This is a genomic window from Streptomyces sp. NPDC033136 (assembly GCF_055578235.1).
On record NZ_JBVIPD010000023.1, the window covers coordinates 121,738 to 142,081 of the forward strand.

The window sequence follows — 20,344 nt, forward strand, 5'->3', positions numbered from 1 at the left end:
CGGACGTCAGTCCCGCGCCTCCGCCAGCAGCTTCTGGATCCGGCTCACGCCCTCGACGAGATCCTCGTCACCCAGCGCGTACGACAGTCGCAGGTACCCCGGCGTACCGAACGCCTCACCCGGTACGACCGCGACCTCGGCCTCCTCCAGGATCAGCGCGGCCAGCTCGACCGTGTCCTGGGGCCGCCTGCCCCGGATCTCCTTGCCGACCAGGGCCTTCACCGACGGGTACGCGTAGAACGCGCCCTCCGGCTCCGGGCACACCACGCCGTCGATCTCGTTCAGCATCCGCACGATGGTCTTGCGGCGCCGGTCGAACGCCTCGCGCATCGTCGCGACGGCGTCCAGGCCGCCGGAGACGGCGGCCAGCGCGGCGGCCTGGGCGACGTTGGACACGTTGGACGTGGCGTGCGACTGCAGGTTGGTCGCGGCCTTCACGACGTCCTTAGGGCCGATGATCCACCCCACACGCCAGCCGGTCATCGCGTACGTCTTCGCGACACCGTTGACCACGACGCACTTGTCGCGCAGCTCGGGCAGCACCGCCGGCAGCGACACCGCGGAGGCGTCGCCGTAGACCAGGTGCTCGTAGATCTCGTCGGTCATCACCCACAGGCCGTGCTCGACGGCCCAGTGGCCGATCGCCTCGGTCTCCTGCTCGCTGTAGACCGCGCCGGTCGGGTTCGACGGCGAGACGAAGAGGACGACCTTCGTCTTCTCCGTCCGGGCCGCCTCCAGCTGCTCGACGGTCACCCGGTAGCCGGTCGTCTCGTCCGCGACGACCTCCACCGGGACACCCCCGGCCAGCCGGATCGACTCCGGGTACGTCGTCCAGTACGGCGCGGGCACGATGACCTCGTCGCCCGGGTCGAGGATCGCGGCGAAGGCCTCGTAGATGGCCTGCTTGCCACCGTTGGTGACGAGGATCTGCGACACGTCGACCTCGTAGCCCGAGTCGCGCAGCGTCTTCGCGGCGATCGCGGCCTTCAGCTCGGGCAGGCCGCCGGCGGGCGTGTAGCGGTGGAACTTCGGGTTCTTGCAGGCCTCGATCGCGACCTCGACGATGTAGTCCGGGGTCGGGAAGTCGGGCTCACCGGCGCCGAAGCCGATCACCGGCCGCCCGGCGGCCTTGAGGGCCTTGGCCTTGGCGTCCACGGCGAGGGTGGCGGACTCGGAGATCGCGCCGACTCGGGCGGAGACCCGGCGCTCGGTGGGAGGGGTTGCAGCGCTCATGGGCCCCATCGTTTCAGACCGGAAACCTGCGCGGCACGGGGGTTTCACAGACTGAACAACGCCGGGCAAACCCCCGGACAACAGTACGGATCCCCCGCACCGCCAGGGCGATCTTCAGCCGGGAACCCGGCGGTCGGCGCCCTTTCCGCAGGCGATCTTCCGCCAACGAGCGCTGTCCGCGGCCCTTTCTGTTCGACGACCGGCCGCAGACCACGTACACTCTCACCTCGTTGGCCTCTCGCAGGCCGCGCCCGCTCGGTGCACACCACGCATCCGGACGGATGCGGTACGTTGGGGGACACACAAAGGGTCGTAGCTCAATTGGTAGAGCACTGGTCTCCAAAACCAGCGGTTGGGGGTTCAAGTCCCTCCGGCCCTGCTACACACACCTTCGCCAGGATGTGTGCGCAGCGCATGTACGTACAGCAATGCACCGCCGTGCGGCTCAGACCGGGCGCGGCACGGCCACGACCCGGAATCAGGTGAGGACGAGTGACGGACGCCGTGGGCTCCATCGACATGCCTGATGCCCAGGACGAGGCGCCGGAGTCGAAGAAGGGCCGCAAGGGCGGCAAGCGCGGCAAGAAGGGCCCGCTGAAGCGCCTTGCCCTCTTCTATCGCCAGATCGTCGCGGAACTGCGCAAGGTCGTCTGGCCTACCCGCAACCAGCTGACGACGTACACCACCGTGGTGATCATCTTCGTGGTCATCATGATCGGCCTGGTCACCGTGATTGACTATGGGCTCAGCAACGCCGCCAAGTACGTGTTCGGCTGAGCAGCCAGCGAAGAGCGCCGAGGTACCCGGCGCTCCTTTCGCATGTTCCACCCCCATGTATCCAGGAAGAAGCAGCCACCGTGTCTGACCCGAACGTGAACGACGCCATCGAGCCGGTCGAGTCCGTCGAGGACGAGCTCGACACCGTCGAGGGCGCGGACAGCGAGGACACCGAGGCCTCTGCCGAGGTCGAGGCTGCCGACGCCGTCGCGGACGACGCCGCCGAGGCGGAGACCGAGCCCGGTGAAGAGGCCGCGGACGAGTCCGAGGAAGAGCCCGAGGACGACCGCGACCCGATCGAGAAGCTCCGCGAGGAACTGCGGGTCCTGCCCGGCGAGTGGTACGTCATCCACACCTACGCCGGCTACGAGAACCGCGTGAAGACCAACCTGGAGCAGCGCGCCGTCTCGCTGAACGTCGAGGACTACATCTTCCAGGCCGAGGTGCCGCAGGAAGAGGTCGTCCAGATCAAGAACGGCGACCGCAAGACGATCAAGCAGAACAAGCTCCCGGGTTACGTCCTCGTCCGCATGGACCTGACGAACGAGTCCTGGGGCGTCGTCCGCAACACCCCCGGTGTCACCGGTTTCGTGGGCAACGCCTACGACCCGTACCCGCTGACCCTGGACGAGATCGTCAAGATGCTCGCCCCGGAGGCCGAGGAGAAGGCCGCCCGCGAGGCCGCCGAGGCCGAGGGCAAGCCGGCTCCGCAGCGCAAGGTCGAGGTCCAGGTGCTGGACTTCGAGGTCGGCGACTCGGTCACCGTCACCGACGGCCCGTTCGCCACGCTGCAGGCGACCATCAACGAGATCAACCCGGACTCGAAGAAGGTCAAGGGCCTCGTCGAGATCTTCGGCCGCGAGACGCCGGTCGAGCTCTCCTTCGACCAGATCCAGAAGAACTAACCAGAAGAACTGGTTTCCTTCCGGACTCACCGCTTCCGCGCAGGTCAGGCGATCGCTCCGGCGTCCGTCTGACCTGCGCGGTTTTTGGCCGCGCATCTATACCCGTTATCGTTGTGCGGTATGCCTGCATCCGGGTGGTCCCCGGGAGTGGGCAGGACCCGAATCGAAAGGACCCGGAGAGCTATGCCTCCCAAGAAGAAGAAGGTCACGGGGCTCATCAAGCTCCAGATCCAGGCCGGTGCCGCCAACCCGGCCCCGCCGGTCGGCCCCGCGCTGGGTCAGCACGGCGTCAACATCATGGAGTTCTGCAAGGCCTACAACGCCGCGACCGAGTCGCAGCGTGGCTGGGTCATCCCGGTGGAGATCACGGTCTACGAGGACCGCTCCTTCACCTTCATCACCAAGACCCCGCCGGCCGCCAAGATGATCCTGAAGGCCGCGGGCATCGAGAAGGGCTCCGGCGAGCCGCACAAGACCAAGGTCGCGAAGATCACGCGCGACCAGGTCCGCGAGATCGCCACCACGAAGATGCCCGACCTCAACGCCAACGACCTGGACGCCGCCGAGAAGATCATCGCCGGCACCGCCCGTTCCATGGGCGTCACGGTCGAGGGCTGAGCCCCAACCCCATCAGCAGAAGTGGCAGGGCCTGCTCGGCCCGGACCACGACTCCTAAGAATCCACAGGAGCAGTAGTGAGCAAGCGCAGCAAGTCCCTTCGCGCTGCGGACGCCAAGGTCGACCGGGAGAAGCTCTACGCCCCGCTCGAGGCCGTCCGTCTCGCCAAGGAGACCTCCACGACCAAGTTCGACGGCACCGTCGAGGTCGCCTTCCGCCTGGGTGTCGACCCGCGCAAGGCCGACCAGATGGTCCGTGGCACCGTGAACCTCCCGCACGGCACCGGCAAGACCGCCCGGGTCCTGGTCTTCGCGACCGGTGACCGTGCCGAGGCCGCGCGTGCCGCGGGCGCCGACATCGTCGGCGCCGACGAGCTGATCGACGAGGTGTCGAAGGGCCGTCTGGACTTCGACGCCGTCGTCGCCACCCCGGACCTCATGGGCAAGGTCGGCCGCCTCGGCCGCGTGCTCGGTCCGCGTGGTCTGATGCCGAACCCGAAGACCGGCACCGTGACCCCCGACGTCACCAAGGCCGTCACCGAGATCAAGGGCGGCAAGATCGAGTTCCGTGTCGACAAGCACGCGAACCTGCACTTCATCATCGGCAAGACGTCGTTCGACGACACCAAGCTGGTGGAGAACTACGGCGCGGCCCTGGAAGAGATCCTCCGTCTGAAGCCGTCCGCCGCCAAGGGTCGCTACATCAAGAAGGCCGCCATCAGCACCACGATGGGCCCCGGCATTCCGGTCGACTCCAACCGCACCCGCAACCTCCTCGTCGAGGAGGACCCGGCGGCGGTCTGAGCCTGAGGCTCACCCAACCGGTCACGGGCCCCGCACCTCTCACAGGTGCGGGGCCCGTTCCCCTTTCCGGTACGTACGCCGGTGGCCTGGGTTAACGTGCGGGAACCGGATGCGATCGGGGGACGTATGCAGGGCACGACCGTGCGCCGTGTGGGACTGGGGCTCGTGGTGGCGACCGCGCTGACCGGGATGGTCGCCTGCGCCTCCGTGGAATCCCCGGACGGCCCCGGCAAGGACGACCGCGCCGCCCACGGCCGGTCCCTGGCGGCCCTGCGCTCCGCCGAACGCGCCACCGAGCAGGCCGAGTCCGCCCGGGTCGAGTCCACGACCACCATGGGCTCACTGCTGTCCATGACGGCCGACGGCACCCTCGGCTGGAGCGACGGCATCACCGGCACCCTGACCATCACGTACACCGGCGGCACGATCGCCGACACCATGCGCCGGCTCGGCAGCACCTCGATGGAGGCCCGCTACCTGCCCGACGCCTACTACGCGCGCATGGGCGAGACGTTCGCCGAGCAGGCCGGCGGCAAGCGCTGGATCCGGTACGCGTACGAGGACCTCGAAGCCCTCACCGGCGGCTCCGGCGCCCACCTCGGAGACCAGATGCGCAGCACCACGCCCCACCAGTCCGTGCGGCTCCTGCTCTCCTCCGGCGACGTCCGCACGGTCGGTGAGGAGACCGTGCGCGGCCGGCCCGCCACGCACTACACCGGCAGCGTGGCGGCCGCCGACGTCACCGACGCCGGCCTGAAGGAGCAGCTCACCGCGGCGGGCGTCACCACCGAGACCGTCGACATCTGGATCGACGACCGGAACCTGCTGGTCAAGAAGGTGGAGAAGGCGCGGACCACCACGGGCACGATGACCCAGACCGCGCACTACGCCGACTACGGCGTCCCGGTCCGGGCTCAGCGGCCCCCGCGGTCCGACACCGGGGACTTCGAGGACCTCGTCGACGCGAGCTGATCCGCCGTACGGGCGGATTTGCCTGTCGGCGATCCGTTCCCGTACGCTCCTACAGAAGCCAAAGACCGCTGGTCGTTACCGCGCGCTCGCACGAGGGCGCGGTGGCCGAAGGATCCGCTGAACAGCGGACGACCCGCGCAGGTGACACAGGAGAAGCTCCCGGAGTCCGCCGCCTTGTGCGTGCGTGCCACCGGTCGAGCAGCGCCCCGTGCCTCTGCGCCGGGGCGTTTCGTTTTCCCCAGTCCTCCTTCGGGTCCGCGCGGTCCGAATCACCCGGAAGGAGGCCGAGGCTCATGGCGAGGCCTGACAAGGTCGATGCCGTCGTGGAGATGCGGGACAAGTTCCGCAACTCCAACGCTGCTGTCGTTACCGCGTACACCGGTCTCACCGTCGCGCAGCTCCAGAAGCTGCGTCGTTCACTCGGTGAGAACGCTCAGTACCGTGTGGCGAAGAACACGCTGACCAAGATTGCGGCCAACGAGGCCGGGATCACGACGCTGGACGACCTCTTCACGGGTTCGTCGGCCGTCGCCTTCGTGACCGGTGACCCGGTCGAGGCGGCGAAGGGTCTCCGTGACTTCGCCAAGGACAACCCCAGCCTCGTCATCAAGGGCGGCGTCCTTGACGGCAAGGCGATGTCCGCCGATGAGATCAAGAAGCTTGCGGACCTCGAGTCCCGCGAGGTTCTGCTCTCCAAGCTGGCCGGTGCCATGAAGGGCAAGCAGTCCCAGGCTGCCTCTGTCTTCCAGGCGCTGCCGTCGAAGCTCGTCCGCACCGTGGACGCGCTCCGTGCCAAGCAGGACGAGCAGGGCGGTGCCGAGTAACTCGGCTCGCATTCCGGCCGCCGCTGCCTGAACGCGGCGACCGTAGCGGGCCAGACGTACGCCCGCCTCACATGTACATCCGGCACCTGCCGATTTAGTGGAAGGACCGCCAATCATGGCGAAGCTCAGCCAGGAAGACCTGCTCGCGCAGTTCGAGGAGATGACCCTCATCGAGCTCTCCGAGTTCGTGAAGGCGTTCGAGGAGAAGTTCGACGTCACCGCCGCCGCTGCCGCGCCGGTCGTCGTTGCCGGCCAGGGTGGCGGCGCCGCCGCCGAGGCCGTTGAGGAGCAGGACGAGTTCGACGTCATCCTCACCGGTGCCGGCGACAAGAAGATCCAGGTCATCAAGGTCGTGCGTGAGCTGACCTCCCTCGGCCTGAAGGAGGCCAAGGACCTCGTGGACGGCGCCCCGAAGCCCGTTCTCGAGAAGGTCGCCAAGGACGCCGCCGAGAAGGCCGCCGAGTCCCTCAAGGGCGCCGGCGCCTCCGTCGAGGTCAAGTAAGACCTTCCGGATCCGCCAGGATCCACGACACGTCCCCCGGGACGTGTAACGCGTAAGCGCCGAGGAGCGATCATCCATCCGGGTGGTCGCTCTTCGGCGTATCCGGGGTCCGGTCACGGTTGCCTTGCACCCTCTGTGGCGGGAGGTATGGTGATCTTCGTCGTGTCTCCGGGCGGCCCCGGATCGGGCAGGGGGGCCTTGACGAACCGCACGCAGCGCGCAATTCTCAGGACGCGTCGTCACAAGGATCCGAATCCGAGGTATGGATCGACGACGAAGAGGGCAGTATCAACGTGCGTTGAGGGCAGCGCCTTGTCGCAGGAGTGGAACAACGAGGGTGAACACGGGTTCCAGGACCCGGACTGGACATCAGTGTGCCAAGTGGCTACACTGACCCTTTGCGCTGCCTGTTAGCTGTCCCCTGCCCGTCACCAGGGGTTCGCCCTCACTCGAGCATCGAGACAAGACCACGCCTGACCAGGCCTTTCGGCCGGATCGGCGCAGCTTGTCTCCGTGTACGGGAGAGGGGCCGGTACGCGCGTAGTGAGTCCGAGCCCTCGGAAGGACCCCCTCTTGGCCGCCTCGCGCAACGCCTCGACCGCGAATACGAACAACGCCGCCAGCACCGCCCCGCTGCGCATCTCTTTTGCAAAGATCAAGGAGCCTCTCGAGGTTCCCAACCTGCTCGCGCTGCAGACCGAGAGCTTCGACTGGCTGCTCGGCAACACGGCCTGGCAGAGTCGGGTCGAGGAGGCTCTGGAGAACGGTCAGGACGTCCCCACCAAGTCCGGGCTCGAGGAGATCTTCGAGGAGATCTCCCCGATCGAGGACTTCAGCGGGTCGATGTCGCTGACCTTCCGCGACCACCGCTTCGAGCCGCCGAAGAACTCCATCGACGAGTGCAAGGAGCGCGACTTCACGTACGCGGCCCCGCTCTTCGTCACCGCTGAGTTCACCAACAACGAGACCGGCGAGATCAAGTCCCAGACGGTCTTCATGGGCGACTTCCCGCTCATGACGAACAAGGGCACCTTCGTCATCAACGGCACCGAGCGTGTCGTGGTGTCGCAGCTGGTTCGTTCGCCGGGTGTCTACTTCGATTCCAGCATCGACAAGACGTCCGACAAGGACATCTTCTCCGCCAAGGTGATCCCGTCCCGGGGTGCCTGGCTGGAGTTGGAGATCGACAAGCGCGACATGGTCGGTGTCCGCATCGACCGCAAGCGCAAGCAGTCCGTCACCGTCCTGCTCAAGGCGCTCGGCTGGACCACCGAGCAGATCCTCGAGGAGTTCGGCGAGTACGAGTCGATGCGCGCCACCCTGGAGAAGGACCACACCCAGGGCCAGGACGACGCGCTGCTCGACATCTACCGCAAGCTGCGTCCGGGCGAGCCCCCCACGCGTGAGGCCGCGCAGACGCTGCTGGAGAACCTCTACTTCAACCCCAAGCGCTACGACCTGGCCAAGGTCGGCCGCTACAAGGTCAACAAGAAGCTGGGTGCGGACGCTCCGCTGGACGCGGGCATCCTGACCGTCGAGGACATCATCTCGACGATCAAGTACCTGGTGAAGCTGCACGCGGGTGAGACCGAGACGGTCGGCGACAGCGGTACGAACATCGTCGTCGAGACCGACGACATCGACCACTTCGGCAACCGCCGTCTGCGCAGCGTCGGCGAGCTCATCCAGAACCAGGTCCGTACGGGTCTGGCGCGTATGGAGCGTGTCGTCCGCGAGCGGATGACGACCCAGGACGTCGAGGCGATCACGCCGCAGACCCTGATCAACATCCGGCCGGTCGTCGCCTCCATCAAGGAGTTCTTCGGCACCAGCCAGCTGTCCCAGTTCATGGACCAGAACAACCCGCTGTCGGGTCTGACGCACAAGCGGCGTCTGTCCGCGCTCGGCCCGGGTGGTCTGTCCCGTGAGCGGGCCGGCTTCGAGGTCCGTGACGTGCACCCCTCGCACTACGGCCGCATGTGCCCGATCGAGACCCCTGAAGGCCCGAACATCGGTCTGATCGGCTCGCTCGCCACCTACGGCCGCGTGAACGCGTTCGGTTTCGTCGAGACCCCGTACCGCAAGGTATTCGAGGGCCAGGTCACGGACCAGGTCGACTACCTCACGGCCGACGAGGAGGACCGCTTCGTCATCGCGCAGGCCAACGCGCCGCTCACCGACGAACTCCGCTTCGCCGAGGCCCGCGTGCTGGTCCGCCGCAAGGGCGGCGAGGTCGACTACGTCACCGGCGAGGACGTGGACTACATGGACGTCTCGCCGCGCCAGATGGTGTCGGTCGCGACGGCCATGATCCCCTTCCTCGAGCACGACGACGCCAACCGTGCCCTCATGGGCGCGAACATGATGCGTCAGGCCGTGCCGCTGATTAAGTCCGAGTCCCCGCTCGTCGGCACCGGCATGGAGTACCGCTCCGCGGTCGACGCCGGCGACGTGGTCAAGGCCGAGAAGCCCGGTGTGGTCCAGGAGGTCTCCGCGGACTACATCACCACCGCCAACGACGACGGCACGTACATCACGTACCGCCTGGCCAAGTTCGCCCGCTCCAACCAGGGCACCTCGGTCAACCAGAAGGTCATCGTCAACGAGGGCGACCGGATCATCGAGGGCCAGGTCCTCGCCGACGGTCCGGCCACCCAGAACGGCGAGATGGCGCTGGGCAAGAACCTGCTCGTGGCGTTCATGCCGTGGGAGGGTCACAACTACGAGGACGCGATCATCCTGTCGCAGCGCCTCGTGCAGGACGACGTCCTCTCCTCGATCCACATCGAGGAGCACGAGGTCGACGCCCGTGACACCAAGCTCGGCCCCGAGGAGATCACCCGGGACATCCCGAACGTCTCCGAGGAGGTCCTCGCCGACCTCGACGAGCGCGGCATCATCCGCATCGGTGCCGAGGTCGTCGCCGGTGACATCCTCGTCGGCAAGGTCACGCCCAAGGGTGAGACCGAGCTGACGCCCGAGGAGCGCCTGCTGCGCGCCATCTTCGGTGAGAAGGCCCGTGAGGTCCGTGACACCTCGCTGAAGGTGCCGCACGGCGAGATCGGCAAGGTCATCGGCGTCCGCGTCTTCGACCGTGAAGAGGGCGACGAGCTGCCGCCGGGCGTGAACCAGCTGGTTCGTGTCTATGTGGCGCAGAAGCGCAAGATCACGGACGGTGACAAGCTCGCCGGCCGCCACGGCAACAAGGGCGTCATCTCGAAGATCCTGCCGATCGAGGACATGCCGTTCCTGGAGGACGGCACCCCGGTCGACATCATCCTCAACCCGCTCGGTGTGCCGTCCCGAATGAACCCGGGTCAGGTCCTGGAGATCCACCTCGGCTGGCTCGCCAGCCGCGGCTGGGACGTCTCCGGCCTCGCGGACGACTGGGCGCAGCGCCTGCAGGCCATCGAGGCCGACCAGGTCGCACCGGGCACCAACGTCGCCACCCCCGTCTTCGACGGTGCGCGTGAGGACGAGCTGGCCGGTCTGCTGAACCACACCATCCCGAACCGCGACGGCGAGCGCATGGTGCTCCCGACCGGTAAGGCGCCGCTGTTCGACGGCCGTTCCGGCGAGCCGTTCCCGGAGCCGATCTCGGTCGGCTACATGTACATCCTGAAGCTCCACCACCTGGTCGACGACAAGCTGCACGCCCGGTCGACCGGTCCGTACTCGATGATCACCCAGCAGCCGCTGGGTGGTAAGGCCCAGTTCGGTGGCCAGCGCTTCGGTGAGATGGAGGTGTGGGCGCTGGAGGCTTACGGCGCCGCGTACGCCCTCCAGGAGCTGCTGACCATCAAGTCCGACGACGTGACCGGCCGCGTGAAGGTCTACGAGGCCATCGTCAAGGGCGAGAACATCCCCGAGCCCGGCATCCCCGAGTCCTTCAAGGTGCTCATCAAGGAGATGCAGTCCCTGTGCCTCAACGTGGAGGTGCTGTCCTCGGACGGCATGTCCATCGAGATGCGCGACACCGACGAGGACGTCTTCCGCGCTGCGGAGGAGCTTGGCATCGACCTGTCCCGGCGTGAGCCGAGCAGCGTCGAAGAGGTCTGACGGGAGTTCGGCGGCCTTCGCCATGAAGGCCGCCGGCCCCAGGACCCCCGTATCAGACCCCATGACTTACAACCCTGAGAGGGATTGACGCATAGTGCTCGACGTCAACTTCTTCGACGAGCTCCGGATCGGTCTGGCTACCGCTGACGACATCCGTCAGTGGAGCCACGGCGAGGTCAAGAAGCCCGAGACGATCAACTACCGCACGCTCAAGCCGGAAAAGGACGGGCTCTTCTGCGAGAAGATCTTCGGTCCGACCCGGGACTGGGAGTGCTACTGCGGCAAGTACAAGCGTGTCCGCTTCAAGGGCATCATCTGCGAGCGCTGCGGCGTCGAGGTGACTCGCGCCAAGGTGCGTCGTGAGCGGATGGGCCACATCGAACTGGCCGCGCCCGTCACGCACATCTGGTACTTCAAGGGCGTTCCGTCGCGGCTGGGCTACCTGCTCGACCTGGCGCCGAAGGACCTCGAGAAGGTCATCTACTTCGCGGCGTACATGATCACGTACGTCGACGAGGAGCGCCGTACGCGCGACCTGCCCTCGCTGGAGGCCCACGTCTCCGTCGAGCGTCAGCAGATCGAGCAGCGCCGCGACGCCGACCTGGAGGCCCGCGCCAAGAAGCTCGAGACCGACCTGGCCGAGCTGGAGGCCGAGGGCGCCAAGGCCGACGTGCGCCGCAAGGTGCGCGAGGGTGCCGAGCGCGAGATGAAGCAGCTGCGCGACCGTGCGCAGCGCGAGATCGACCGCCTCGACGAGGTGTGGAGCCGGTTCAAGAACCTCAAGGTCCAGGACCTGGAGGGCGACGAGCTGCTCTACCGCGAGCTGCGTGACCGCTTCGGCACGTACTTCGACGGCTCGATGGGTGCCGCGGCGCTGCAGAAGCGCCTGGAGTCCTTCGACCTCGACGAGGAGGCCGAGCGCCTCCGCGAGATCATCCGCACCGGCAAGGGCCAGAAGAAGACCCGTGCGCTCAAGCGCCTCAAGGTCGTCTCCGCGTTCCTGCAGACCAGCAACAGCCCCAAGGGCATGGTGCTGGACTGCGTGCCGGTCATCCCGCCGGACCTGCGTCCGATGGTGCAGCTGGACGGTGGCCGCTTCGCGACCTCCGACCTGAACGACCTGTACCGCCGCGTGATCAACCGGAACAACCGCCTGAAGCGGCTTCTCGACCTCGGTGCGCCCGAGATCATCGTGAACAACGAGAAGCGCATGCTCCAGGAGGCCGTCGACGCGCTGTTCGACAACGGCCGTCGTGGCCGTCCGGTCACCGGTCCCGGTAACCGCCCGCTGAAGTCCCTCAGCGACATGCTGAAGGGCAAGCAGGGCCGCTTCCGTCAGAACCTGCTCGGTAAGCGTGTGGACTACTCCGCGCGTTCCGTGATCGTCGTCGGTCCGCAGCTGAAGCTGCACCAGTGCGGTCTGCCCAAGGCGATGGCGCTGGAGCTCTTCAAGCCGTTCGTGATGAAGCGCCTGGTCGACCTGAACCACGCGCAGAACATCAAGAGCGCCAAGCGCATGGTCGAGCGCGGCCGCACGGTCGTGTACGACGTGCTGGAAGAGGTCATCGCGGAGCACCCGGTTCTGCTGAACCGTGCGCCCACGCTGCACCGCCTCGGCATCCAGGCCTTCGAGCCGCAGCTGGTCGAGGGCAAGGCCATTCAGATCCACCCGCTCGTCTGCACCGCGTTCAACGCGGACTTCGACGGTGACCAGATGGCCGTGCACCTGCCGCTGTCCGCGGAGGCGCAGGCCGAGGCCCGCATCCTGATGCTGTCCTCGAACAACATCCTCAAGCCGGCCGACGGCCGCCCGGTGACGATGCCGACCCAGGACATGGTCCTCGGTCTGTTCTTCCTCACCACCGACGGCGAGATGCGCGACCTCAAGGGCGAGGGCCGTTCCTTCGCCTCGGTCGCCGAGGCGATCATGGCCTTCGACGCGGGCGAGCTGTCGCTCCAGTCGAGGATCGACGTCCGCTTCCCGGTCGGCACCATCCCGCCGCGCGGCTGGACCCCGCCGGCGGGTGAGGAAGGCCCTGAGTCCGGCAGCGGCTCCGCGGGCGAGTGGCAGCAGGGTGACCCCTTCCGGCTGAACACCACCCTGGGCCGCGCGCTCTTCAACGAGCTGCTGCCCGAGGACTACCCGTTCGTCGACTACGAGGTCGGCAAGAAGCAGCTCTCCGAGATCGTCAACGACCTCGCCGAGCGCTACCCGAAGGTCATCGTGGCGGCGACGCTCGACAACCTGAAGGCGGCCGGCTTCTACTGGGCCACCCGTTCCGGCGTCACCGTCGCCATCTCCGACGTCGTCGTCCCCGAGGCGAAGAAGGAGATCGTCCGCGGGTACGAGGCGCAGGACGAGAAGGTCCAGAAGCAGTACGAGCGCGGTCTGATCACCAAGGACGAGCGCACGCAGGAGCTCATCGCGATCTGGACCAAGGCGACCAACGAGGTCGCCGAGGCGATGAACGACAACTTCCCGAAGACCAACCCGATCTTCATGATGGTGAACTCGGGTGCACGAGGCAACATGATGCAGATGCGTCAGATCGCCGGTATGCGTGGTCTGGTGTCGAACGCGAAGAACGAGACGATCCCGCGTCCGATCAAGGCGTCCTTCCGTGAGGGCCTGTCCGTGCTGGAGTACTTCATCTCCACGCACGGTGCCCGTAAGGGTCTGGCGGACACCGCCCTGCGTACCGCCGACTCGGGTTACCTCACGCGTCGTCTGGTCGACGTCTCCCAGGACGTCATCATTCGCGAGGAGGACTGCGGCACCGAGCGCGGTCTGCGTCTGAAGATCGCCGACCGGAACGAGGGCGGGCTGGTCAAGACGGAGGACGTCGAGACGTCCGTGTACGCGCGCTGCCTCGCCGAGGACATCGTGGTCGACGGGCAGGTGCTGGCCCCGGCCGGCACCGACCTGGGCGACGTCCTCATCGAGGAGCTCGTCCGGCGTGGCGTCGAGGAGGTCAAGACCCGCTCGGTCCTGACCTGCGAGTCCGCCGTCGGCACCTGCGCGATGTGCTACGGCCGTTCGCTGGCCACCGGCAAGCTGGTCGACATCGGTGAGGCGGTCGGCATCATCGCCGCCCAGTCCATCGGTGAGCCCGGCACCCAGCTGACGATGCGTACCTTCCACACCGGTGGTGTGGCCGGTGACGACATCACCCAGGGTCTGCCGCGTGTCGTCGAGCTCTTCGAGGCCCGTACCCCGAAGGGTGTCGCCCCGATCTCCGAGGCCCAGGGCCGCGTCCGGATCGAGGAGACCGAGAAGACCAAGAAGATTGTCGTCACCCCGGACGACGGCAGCGACGAGACGGCGTTCCCGATCTCGAAGCGTGCCCGGCTCCTGGTCAGCGAGGGCGAGCACGTCGAGGTGGGCCAGAAGCTCACCGTGGGTGCCACCAACCCGCACGACGTGCTGCGCATCCTGGGTCAGCGTGCCGTCCAGGTCCACCTGGTCGGCGAGGTCCAGAAGGTCTACAACTCGCAGGGTGTGTCGATCCACGACAAGCACATCGAGATCATCATCCGGCAGATGCTCCGCCGCGTGACGATCATCGAGTCCGGCGACGCCGAGCTGCTTCCCGGCGAGCTGGTCGAGCGCTCGAAGTTCGAGCACGAGAACCGTCGTGTGGTCCAGGAGGGCGGTCACCCGGCCTCCGGTCGTCCGCAGCTCATGGGTATCACCAAGGCCTCGCTGGCCACGGAGTCCTGGCTGTCGGCGGCGTCCTTCCAGGAGACGACCAGGGTCCTCACGGACGCGGCGATCAACGCCAAGTCCGACTCCCTGATCGGCCTCAAGGAGAACGTCATCATCGGTAAGCTCATCCCGGCCGGTACGGGTCTGTCCCGCTACCGCAACATCCGGGTCGAGCCGACCGAGGAGGCCAAGGCCGCGATGTACTCGGCCGTCGGCTACGACGACATCGACTACTCGCCGTTCGGCACGGGCTCCGGCCAGGCCGTTCCGCTGGAGGACTACGACTACGGTCCGTACAACCAGTAAGCGAGTCGCTTGAGCCGAGGGCGGTCCATCCTGCGGGGTGGCCGCCCTTCGGCGTGTCAGGGGCCCCTCCGGACGCCCTGAGGCGGCCTTCTGACCGGCACCCGGCACCCGACCGCCGACACACCAGTGCACATACTCCCCGCTTCGGCGCATCATGGAAGGACTCGCCCCTCCGGGGAGGTGCACCGTGTCGCAGCCGTCCTATCCGTCCTGGCAGCCCTGGCAGGGCCCCAGTGGTCCGTCGATGCTGGCCTCGCATGCCGATCGGGAGCGGGCCGTCGACGTGCTCAGAGCGGGGTACGGCGAGGGGCGCATGGAGCGGGACGAGTTCGAGAAGCGGGTGGCGCGGGCGTACGCGGCGCGGACCGTGGGGGAGCTGGGCCTGCTCGTCGCCGATCTGCCGCAGGGGCCGGTGCCGCAGCCGGCCGTGGTCACGCCCGTGCCGCGGACGTATCTGCCCGTGCCGCGGCCGCAGACGAACGGGAAGGCGGTCGCTGCCGGGGTCTGCGGGCTGCTGTGCGTGCCGACCATGGGGATGACCGGGATCCCCGCCGTGGTGCTGGGGCATGTCGCGCGGGCCGAGATCCGCAGCCGCGGGGAGCTGGGGGACGGACTCGCGCTGACCGGGCTCGTGCTGGGGTGGTTGTCCACGGTCGGCTGGGCACTCGTCATGGTGTTGCTGACGGTGGTGTCCGTCGTCGCGTCCTGAGCGGTGGCGAACCGGACATCCGCCGTCGAATTGAAGATCGACTACGGCCGAGGGGCTTGACATGTCCCGCATGGCGAGGTGGGCGGCGCCCATTTGTTTTGACCGCAGCGAATGCGGTAGGTACGCTCAGACCTTGTGCCTGGGGTGTGCCCTGGCTCTCGTGCGTGCCATCAACCGCACAGCGAGCTGACACCGGCCACCGTAATCTGCGCTTATTTCTGCCTGGGCGGCGGAAGTCCGCGGGATTCGACACACCCGACCGCGTGGGTCGGCGACGTTCCAGGTTAGCTTCACATCGGCACACAGAAACCGGAGAAGTAGTGCCTACGATCCAGCAGCTGGTCCGCAAGGGCCGGCAGGACAAGGTCGAGAAGAACAAGACGCCCGCACTCGAGGGTTCCCCTCAGCGCCGGGGCGTCTGCACGCGTGTGTTCACGACCACCCCGAAGAAGCCGAACTCGGCCCTGCGTAAGGTCGCGCGTGTGCGTCTGACCAGCGGGATCGAGGTCACCGCTTACATTCCGGGTGAGGGACACAACCTGCAGGAGCACTCCATCGTGCTCGTGCGCGGCGGCCGTGTGAAGGACCTGCCGGGTGTTCGTTACAAGATCATCCGTGGCTCCCTCGACACCCAGGGTGTCAAGAACCGCAAGCAGGCCCGTTCCCGCTACGGCGCCAAGAAGGAGAAGTAAGAATGCCTCGTAAGGGCCCCGCCCCGAAGCGCCCGGTCATCATCGACCCGGTCTACGGTTCTCCTCTGGTGACCTCCCTGATCAACAAGGTGCTGCTGAACGGCAAGCGCTCCACCGCCGAGCGCATCGTCTACGGCGCCATGGAGGGCCTGCGCGAGAAGACCGGCAACGACCCGGTCATCACGCTGAAGCGCGCTCTCGAGAACATCAAGCCGACCCTCGAGGTCAAGTCCCGCCGTGTCGGTGGTGCGACGTACCAGGTTCCGATCGAGGTCAAGCCCGGTCGCGCCAACACGCTCGCGCTGCGCTGGCTGGTCGGTTACTCCCGCGCCCGTCGCGAGAAGACCATGACCGAGCGCCTGCTCAACGAACTTCTCGACGCCTCCAACGGCCTCGGTGCCGCTGTGAAGAAGCGCGAGGACACCCACAAGATGGCCGAGTCCAACAAGGCCTTCGCGCACTACCGCTGGTAGTCGCTACCCACATCGAGACCGAGAGAAGACTGAAGCCTTATGGCTACCACTTCACTTGACCTGGCCAGGGTCCGCAACATCGGGATCATGGCCCACATCGACGCGGGCAAGACGACCACCACCGAGCGGATCCTGTTCTACACCGGCGTCTCGTACAAGATCGGTGAGGTCCACGACGGCGCTGCCACCATGGACTGGATGGAGCAGGAGCAGGAGCGTGGCATCACGATCACGTCTGCTGCGACCACCTGTCACTGGCCGCTCGAGGACAACGACTACACCATCAACATCATCGACACCCCGGGTCACGTCGACTTCACCGTTGAGGTGGAGCGCTCCCTGCGCGTGCTCGACGGTGCCGTGACGGTGTTCGACGGTGTCGCCGGTGTCGAGCCGCAGTCCGAGACGGTGTGGCGTCAGGCCGACCGTTACGGCGTGCCGCGTATCTGCTTCGTCAACAAGCTGGACCGTACCGGCGCCGAGTTCCACCGCTGCGTGGACATGATCTCGGACCGCCTGGGCGCCCAGCCGCTGATCATGCAGCTGCCGATCGGTGCCGAGGCGGACTTCAAGGGCGTCATCGACCTCGTGACGATGAAGGCCCTGGTCTGGTCGGCCGAGGCGACCAAGGGCGAGATGTACGACACCGTCGACATCCCGGACACCCACGCCGAGGCTGCCGAGGAGTACCGCGGCAAGCTGCTCGAGGCCGTCGCCGAGAACGACGAAGAGCTGATGGAGCTGTACCTGGAGGGCACCGAGCCCACCGTGGAGCAGCTCTACGCCGCGATCCGCCGTATCACGATCGCGTCCGGCAAGGGCGGCGGCACCACCGTCACCCCCGTGTTCTGCGGCACCGCGTTCAAGAACAAGGGCGTTCAGCCCCTGCTCGACGCGGTTGTGCGCTACCTGCCCACCCCGCTCGACGTCGAGGCCATCGAGGGCCACGACGTCAAGGAGCCGGAGCAGGTCATCGTGCGCAAGCCGTCGGACGAGGAGCCCCTCGCCGCGCTCGCGTTCAAGATCATGAGCGACCCGCACCTCGGCAAGCTCACCTTCGTCCGGGTCTACTCGGGCCGCCTGCAGTCCGGCACCGCCGTGCTGAACTCGGTCAAGGGCAAGAAGGAGCGCATCGGCAAGATCTACCGCATGCACGCGAACAAGCGTGAGGAGATCGAGTCGGTGGGCGCCGGCGACATCGTCGCCGTCATGGGCCTGAAGCAGACCACCACCGGTGAGACGCTGTCGGACGACAAGAACCCGGTGATCCTGGAGTCCATGGACTTCCCGGCGCCGGTCATCCAGGTCGCCATCGAACCCAAGTCCAAGGGCGACCAGGAGAAGCTGGGTGTCGCCATCCAGCGCCTGGCCGAGGAGGACCCGTCCTTCCAGGTTCACTCGGACGAGGAGACCGGCCAGACCATCATCGGTGGTATGGGCGAACTGCACCTCGAGGTGCTGGTCGACCGTATGCGCCGTGAGTTCAAGGTCGAGGCCAACGTCGGCAAGCCGCAGGTCGCCTACCGTGAGACGATCCGCAAGGCCGTCGAGCGCGTCGACTACACGCACAAGAAGCAGACTGGTGGTACCGGCCAGTTCGCCAAGGTGCAGATCGCGATCGAGCCGATCGAGGGCGGCGACGCCTCGTACGAGTTCGTGAACAAGGTCACCGGTGGCCGTATCCCGAAGGAGTACATCCCTTCGGTGGACGCCGGTGCGCAGGAGGCCATGCAGTTCGGCATCCTGGCCGGGTACGAGATGACCGGTGTCCGCGTCACGCTCATCGACGGTGGCTACCACGAGGTCGACTCCTCCGAGCTCGCGTTCAAGATCGCCGGTTCGCAGGCCTTCAAGGAGGCCGCGCGCAAGGCCAGCCCCGTACTGCTCGAGCCGATGATGGCCGTCGAGGTCACCACGCCCGAGGACTACATGGGTGAGGTCATCGGCGACATCAACTCCCGCCGTGGTCAGATCCAGGCCATGGAGGAGCGGGCCGGTGCCCGCGTCGTGAAGGGCCTCGTGCCCCTTTCGGAGATGTTCGGCTACGTCGGCGACCTGCGCAGCAAGACGTCCGGCCGTGCCAGCTACTCCATGCAGTTCGACTCCTACGCCGAGGTTCCCCGGAACGTCGCCGAGGAGATCATCGCGAAGGCCAAGGGCGAGTAACGCACCGCGTCTACACGCCGTAGGCTTGACTCCGGAGCCTTGAGGGGCATTCCGCCGCAATCGTGGTGAGAGTGCCCCGGGGCCCGGGCTTTCCAGCAAAGATCACCTGGCGCCGATGAGTAAGGCGTACCAGAACCACTCCCCAGGAGGACCCCAGTGGCGAAGGCGAAGTTCGAGCGGACTAAGCCGCACGTCAACATCGGCACCATCGGTCACATCGACCACGGTAAGACGACCCTCACGGCCGCCATTACCAAGGTGCTGCACGACGCGTACCCGGACCTGAACGAGGCCTCGGCCTTCGACCAGATCGACAAGGCTCCTGAAGAGCGCCAGCGCGGTATCACCATCTCCATCGCGCACGTCGAGTACCAGACGGAGACGCGTCACTACGCCCACGTCGACTGCCCCGGTCACGCGGACTACATCAAGAACATGATCACGGGTGCGGCGCAGATGGACGGCGCCATCCTCGTGGTCGCCGCCACGGACGGCCCGATGCCGCAGACCAAGGAGCACGTGCTCCTGGCCCGCCAGGTCGGCGTTCCGTACATCGTCGTCGCGCTGAACAAGGCCGACATGGTGGACGACGAGGAGATCCTGGAGCTCGTCGAGCTCGAGGTCCGTGAGCTCCTCTCCGAGTACGAGTTCCCGGGCGACGACGTTCCCGTCGTCAAGGTCTCCGCTCTGAAGGCCCTCGAGGGCGACAAGGAGTGGGGCAACTCCGTCCTCGAGCTCATGAACGCCGTCGACACCGCGATTCCGGAGCCGGAGCGCGACGTCGACAAGCCGTTCCTCATGCCGATCGAGGACGTCTTCACGATCACCGGTCGCGGTACGGTCGTCACCGGCCGTATCGAGCGTGGTGTCCTGAAGGTCAACGAGACCGTCGACATCATCGGCATCAAGACCGAGAAGACCACCACCACGGTCACCGGTATCGAGATGTTCCGGAAGCTCCTCGACGAGGGCCAGGCCGGTGAGAACGTCGGTCTGCTCCTCCGTGGCATCAAGCGCGAGGACGTCGAGCGCGGCCAGGTCATCATCAAGCCGGGCTCGGTCACCCCGCACACCGAGTTCGAGGCGCAGGCCTACATCCTGTCCAAGGACGAGGGTGGCCGCCACACGCCGTTCTTCAACAACTACCGCCCGCAGTTCTACTTCCGTACGACGGACGTGACCGGCGTGGTGACCCTCCCCGAGGGCACCGAGATGGTCATGCCGGGTGACAACACCGAGATGAAGGTGGAGCTCATCCAGCCCGTCGCCATGGAGGAGGGCCTGAAGTTCGCCATCCGTGAGGGTGGCCGGACCGTGGGCGCCGGCCAGGTCACCAAGATCAACAAGTGAGTCTCCGGACTGGCTTGAGGGTCTACTGACCTGAGTGGCTCGAAGGGGCCCGTACGACTTCGGTCGTGCGGGCCCCTTTGCTGTGCACAGACTGCCCGAGGGCGAGGAGCGCCAGGGCCGTCACCGTCCCTCTTCCAGCTCAGCCGCGGACTGCCTTCAGCATGATCTAGCGCGGAACCCCGGGTGTTCACACCCGGGAGGAAGCGCTTCATGACACTGCTCTGACCCGCACGGGTGCACGGGTCTGCAC

15 protein-coding genes and 1 tRNA gene are annotated in these 20,344 nt (G+C 66.8%); 15 read left to right on the forward strand and 1 reads right to left on the reverse strand.

Features of this window, described 5'->3' with window-relative positions; translation table 11 throughout:
• Nucleotides 1-6: 6 nt before the first annotated feature.
• Nucleotides 7-1,233 carry a pyridoxal phosphate-dependent aminotransferase gene (locus tag ACZ5TL_RS32115; protein ID WP_468594235.1) on the reverse strand — a complete coding sequence of 409 codons (1,227 nt, stop codon included), beginning with the start codon at nt 1,231-1,233 and terminating at the stop codon, nt 7-9.
• A gap of 306 nt (nt 1,234-1,539) precedes the next feature.
• On the opposite strand from ACZ5TL_RS32115, the gene ACZ5TL_RS32120 reads away from it, so the two are divergent.
• From ACZ5TL_RS32120 to tuf, 15 genes are all read left to right on the forward strand, one after another.
• Nucleotides 1,540-1,612 (forward strand) — tRNA-Trp (locus ACZ5TL_RS32120).
• A 113-nt stretch (nt 1,613-1,725) separates the two neighbouring features.
• Nucleotides 1,726-2,010 carry a preprotein translocase subunit SecE gene (secE, locus tag ACZ5TL_RS32125; protein WP_215119482.1) on the forward strand — a complete coding sequence of 95 codons (285 nt, stop codon included), beginning with the start codon at nt 1,726-1,728 and terminating at the stop codon, nt 2,008-2,010.
• An 80-nt stretch (nt 2,011-2,090) separates the two neighbouring features.
• Nucleotides 2,091-2,915: a transcription termination/antitermination protein NusG gene (nusG, locus tag ACZ5TL_RS32130; protein WP_468594236.1), complete on the forward strand. Its 825-nt coding sequence runs from the start codon at nt 2,091-2,093 to the stop codon at nt 2,913-2,915.
• Between the two features lie 183 nt (nt 2,916-3,098).
• Nucleotides 3,099-3,533 (forward strand): 50S ribosomal protein L11, encoded by a 435-nt coding sequence (rplK, locus tag ACZ5TL_RS32135; protein ID WP_003992325.1) that lies wholly within the window; start codon nt 3,099-3,101, stop codon nt 3,531-3,533.
• A gap of 76 nt (nt 3,534-3,609) precedes the next feature.
• Nucleotides 3,610-4,335, forward strand: coding sequence for a 50S ribosomal protein L1 (gene rplA, locus ACZ5TL_RS32140; RefSeq protein ID WP_031102571.1), 726 nt, complete (start codon nt 3,610-3,612; stop codon nt 4,333-4,335).
• A gap of 126 nt (nt 4,336-4,461) precedes the next feature.
• Nucleotides 4,462-5,307, forward strand: coding sequence for an SCO4651 family lipoprotein (locus ACZ5TL_RS32145; RefSeq protein WP_468594237.1), 846 nt, complete (start codon nt 4,462-4,464; stop codon nt 5,305-5,307).
• A 293-nt stretch (nt 5,308-5,600) separates the two neighbouring features.
• A complete protein-coding gene (rplJ, locus tag ACZ5TL_RS32150; protein WP_468594238.1) occupies nt 5,601-6,131 on the forward strand; it encodes a 50S ribosomal protein L10 in 531 nt (176 codons plus the stop codon).
• Nucleotides 6,132-6,246: 115 nt separating this feature from the next.
• Complete coding sequence (gene rplL, locus ACZ5TL_RS32155; RefSeq protein ID WP_468594239.1) at nt 6,247-6,633, forward strand: 50S ribosomal protein L7/L12; 387 nt, start codon at nt 6,247-6,249, stop codon at nt 6,631-6,633.
• A gap of 573 nt (nt 6,634-7,206) precedes the next feature.
• Nucleotides 7,207-10,692, forward strand: a complete 3,486-nt coding sequence (rpoB, locus tag ACZ5TL_RS32160; RefSeq protein WP_468594240.1) for a DNA-directed RNA polymerase subunit beta — start codon at nt 7,207-7,209, stop codon at nt 10,690-10,692.
• A 94-nt stretch (nt 10,693-10,786) separates the two neighbouring features.
• Nucleotides 10,787-14,704, forward strand: coding sequence for a DNA-directed RNA polymerase subunit beta' (locus tag ACZ5TL_RS32165; protein ID WP_468594241.1), 3,918 nt, complete (start codon nt 10,787-10,789; stop codon nt 14,702-14,704).
• A gap of 187 nt (nt 14,705-14,891) precedes the next feature.
• Complete coding sequence (locus ACZ5TL_RS32170) at nt 14,892-15,413, forward strand: DUF1707 and DUF4190 domain-containing protein (RefSeq protein ID WP_468594243.1); 522 nt, start codon at nt 14,892-14,894, stop codon at nt 15,411-15,413.
• Between the two features lie 320 nt (nt 15,414-15,733).
• Nucleotides 15,734-16,105, forward strand: coding sequence for a 30S ribosomal protein S12 (gene rpsL / locus ACZ5TL_RS32175; protein ID WP_003948652.1), 372 nt, complete (start codon nt 15,734-15,736; stop codon nt 16,103-16,105).
• A gap of 2 nt (nt 16,106-16,107) precedes the next feature.
• A complete protein-coding gene (gene rpsG, locus ACZ5TL_RS32180; protein ID WP_003974303.1) occupies nt 16,108-16,578 on the forward strand; it encodes a 30S ribosomal protein S7 in 471 nt (156 codons plus the stop codon).
• Between the two features lie 39 nt (nt 16,579-16,617).
• Nucleotides 16,618-18,744, forward strand: coding sequence for an elongation factor G (fusA, locus tag ACZ5TL_RS32185; RefSeq protein ID WP_468594245.1), 2,127 nt, complete (start codon nt 16,618-16,620; stop codon nt 18,742-18,744).
• 156 nt (nt 18,745-18,900) lie between these two features.
• The gene (gene tuf, locus ACZ5TL_RS32190; RefSeq protein WP_033308978.1) at nt 18,901-20,094 is read left to right on the forward strand and encodes an elongation factor Tu; all 1,194 of its coding nucleotides are present in this window, start codon (nt 18,901-18,903) and stop codon (nt 20,092-20,094) included.
• The last annotated feature ends 250 nt before the right edge of the window (nt 20,095-20,344 follow it).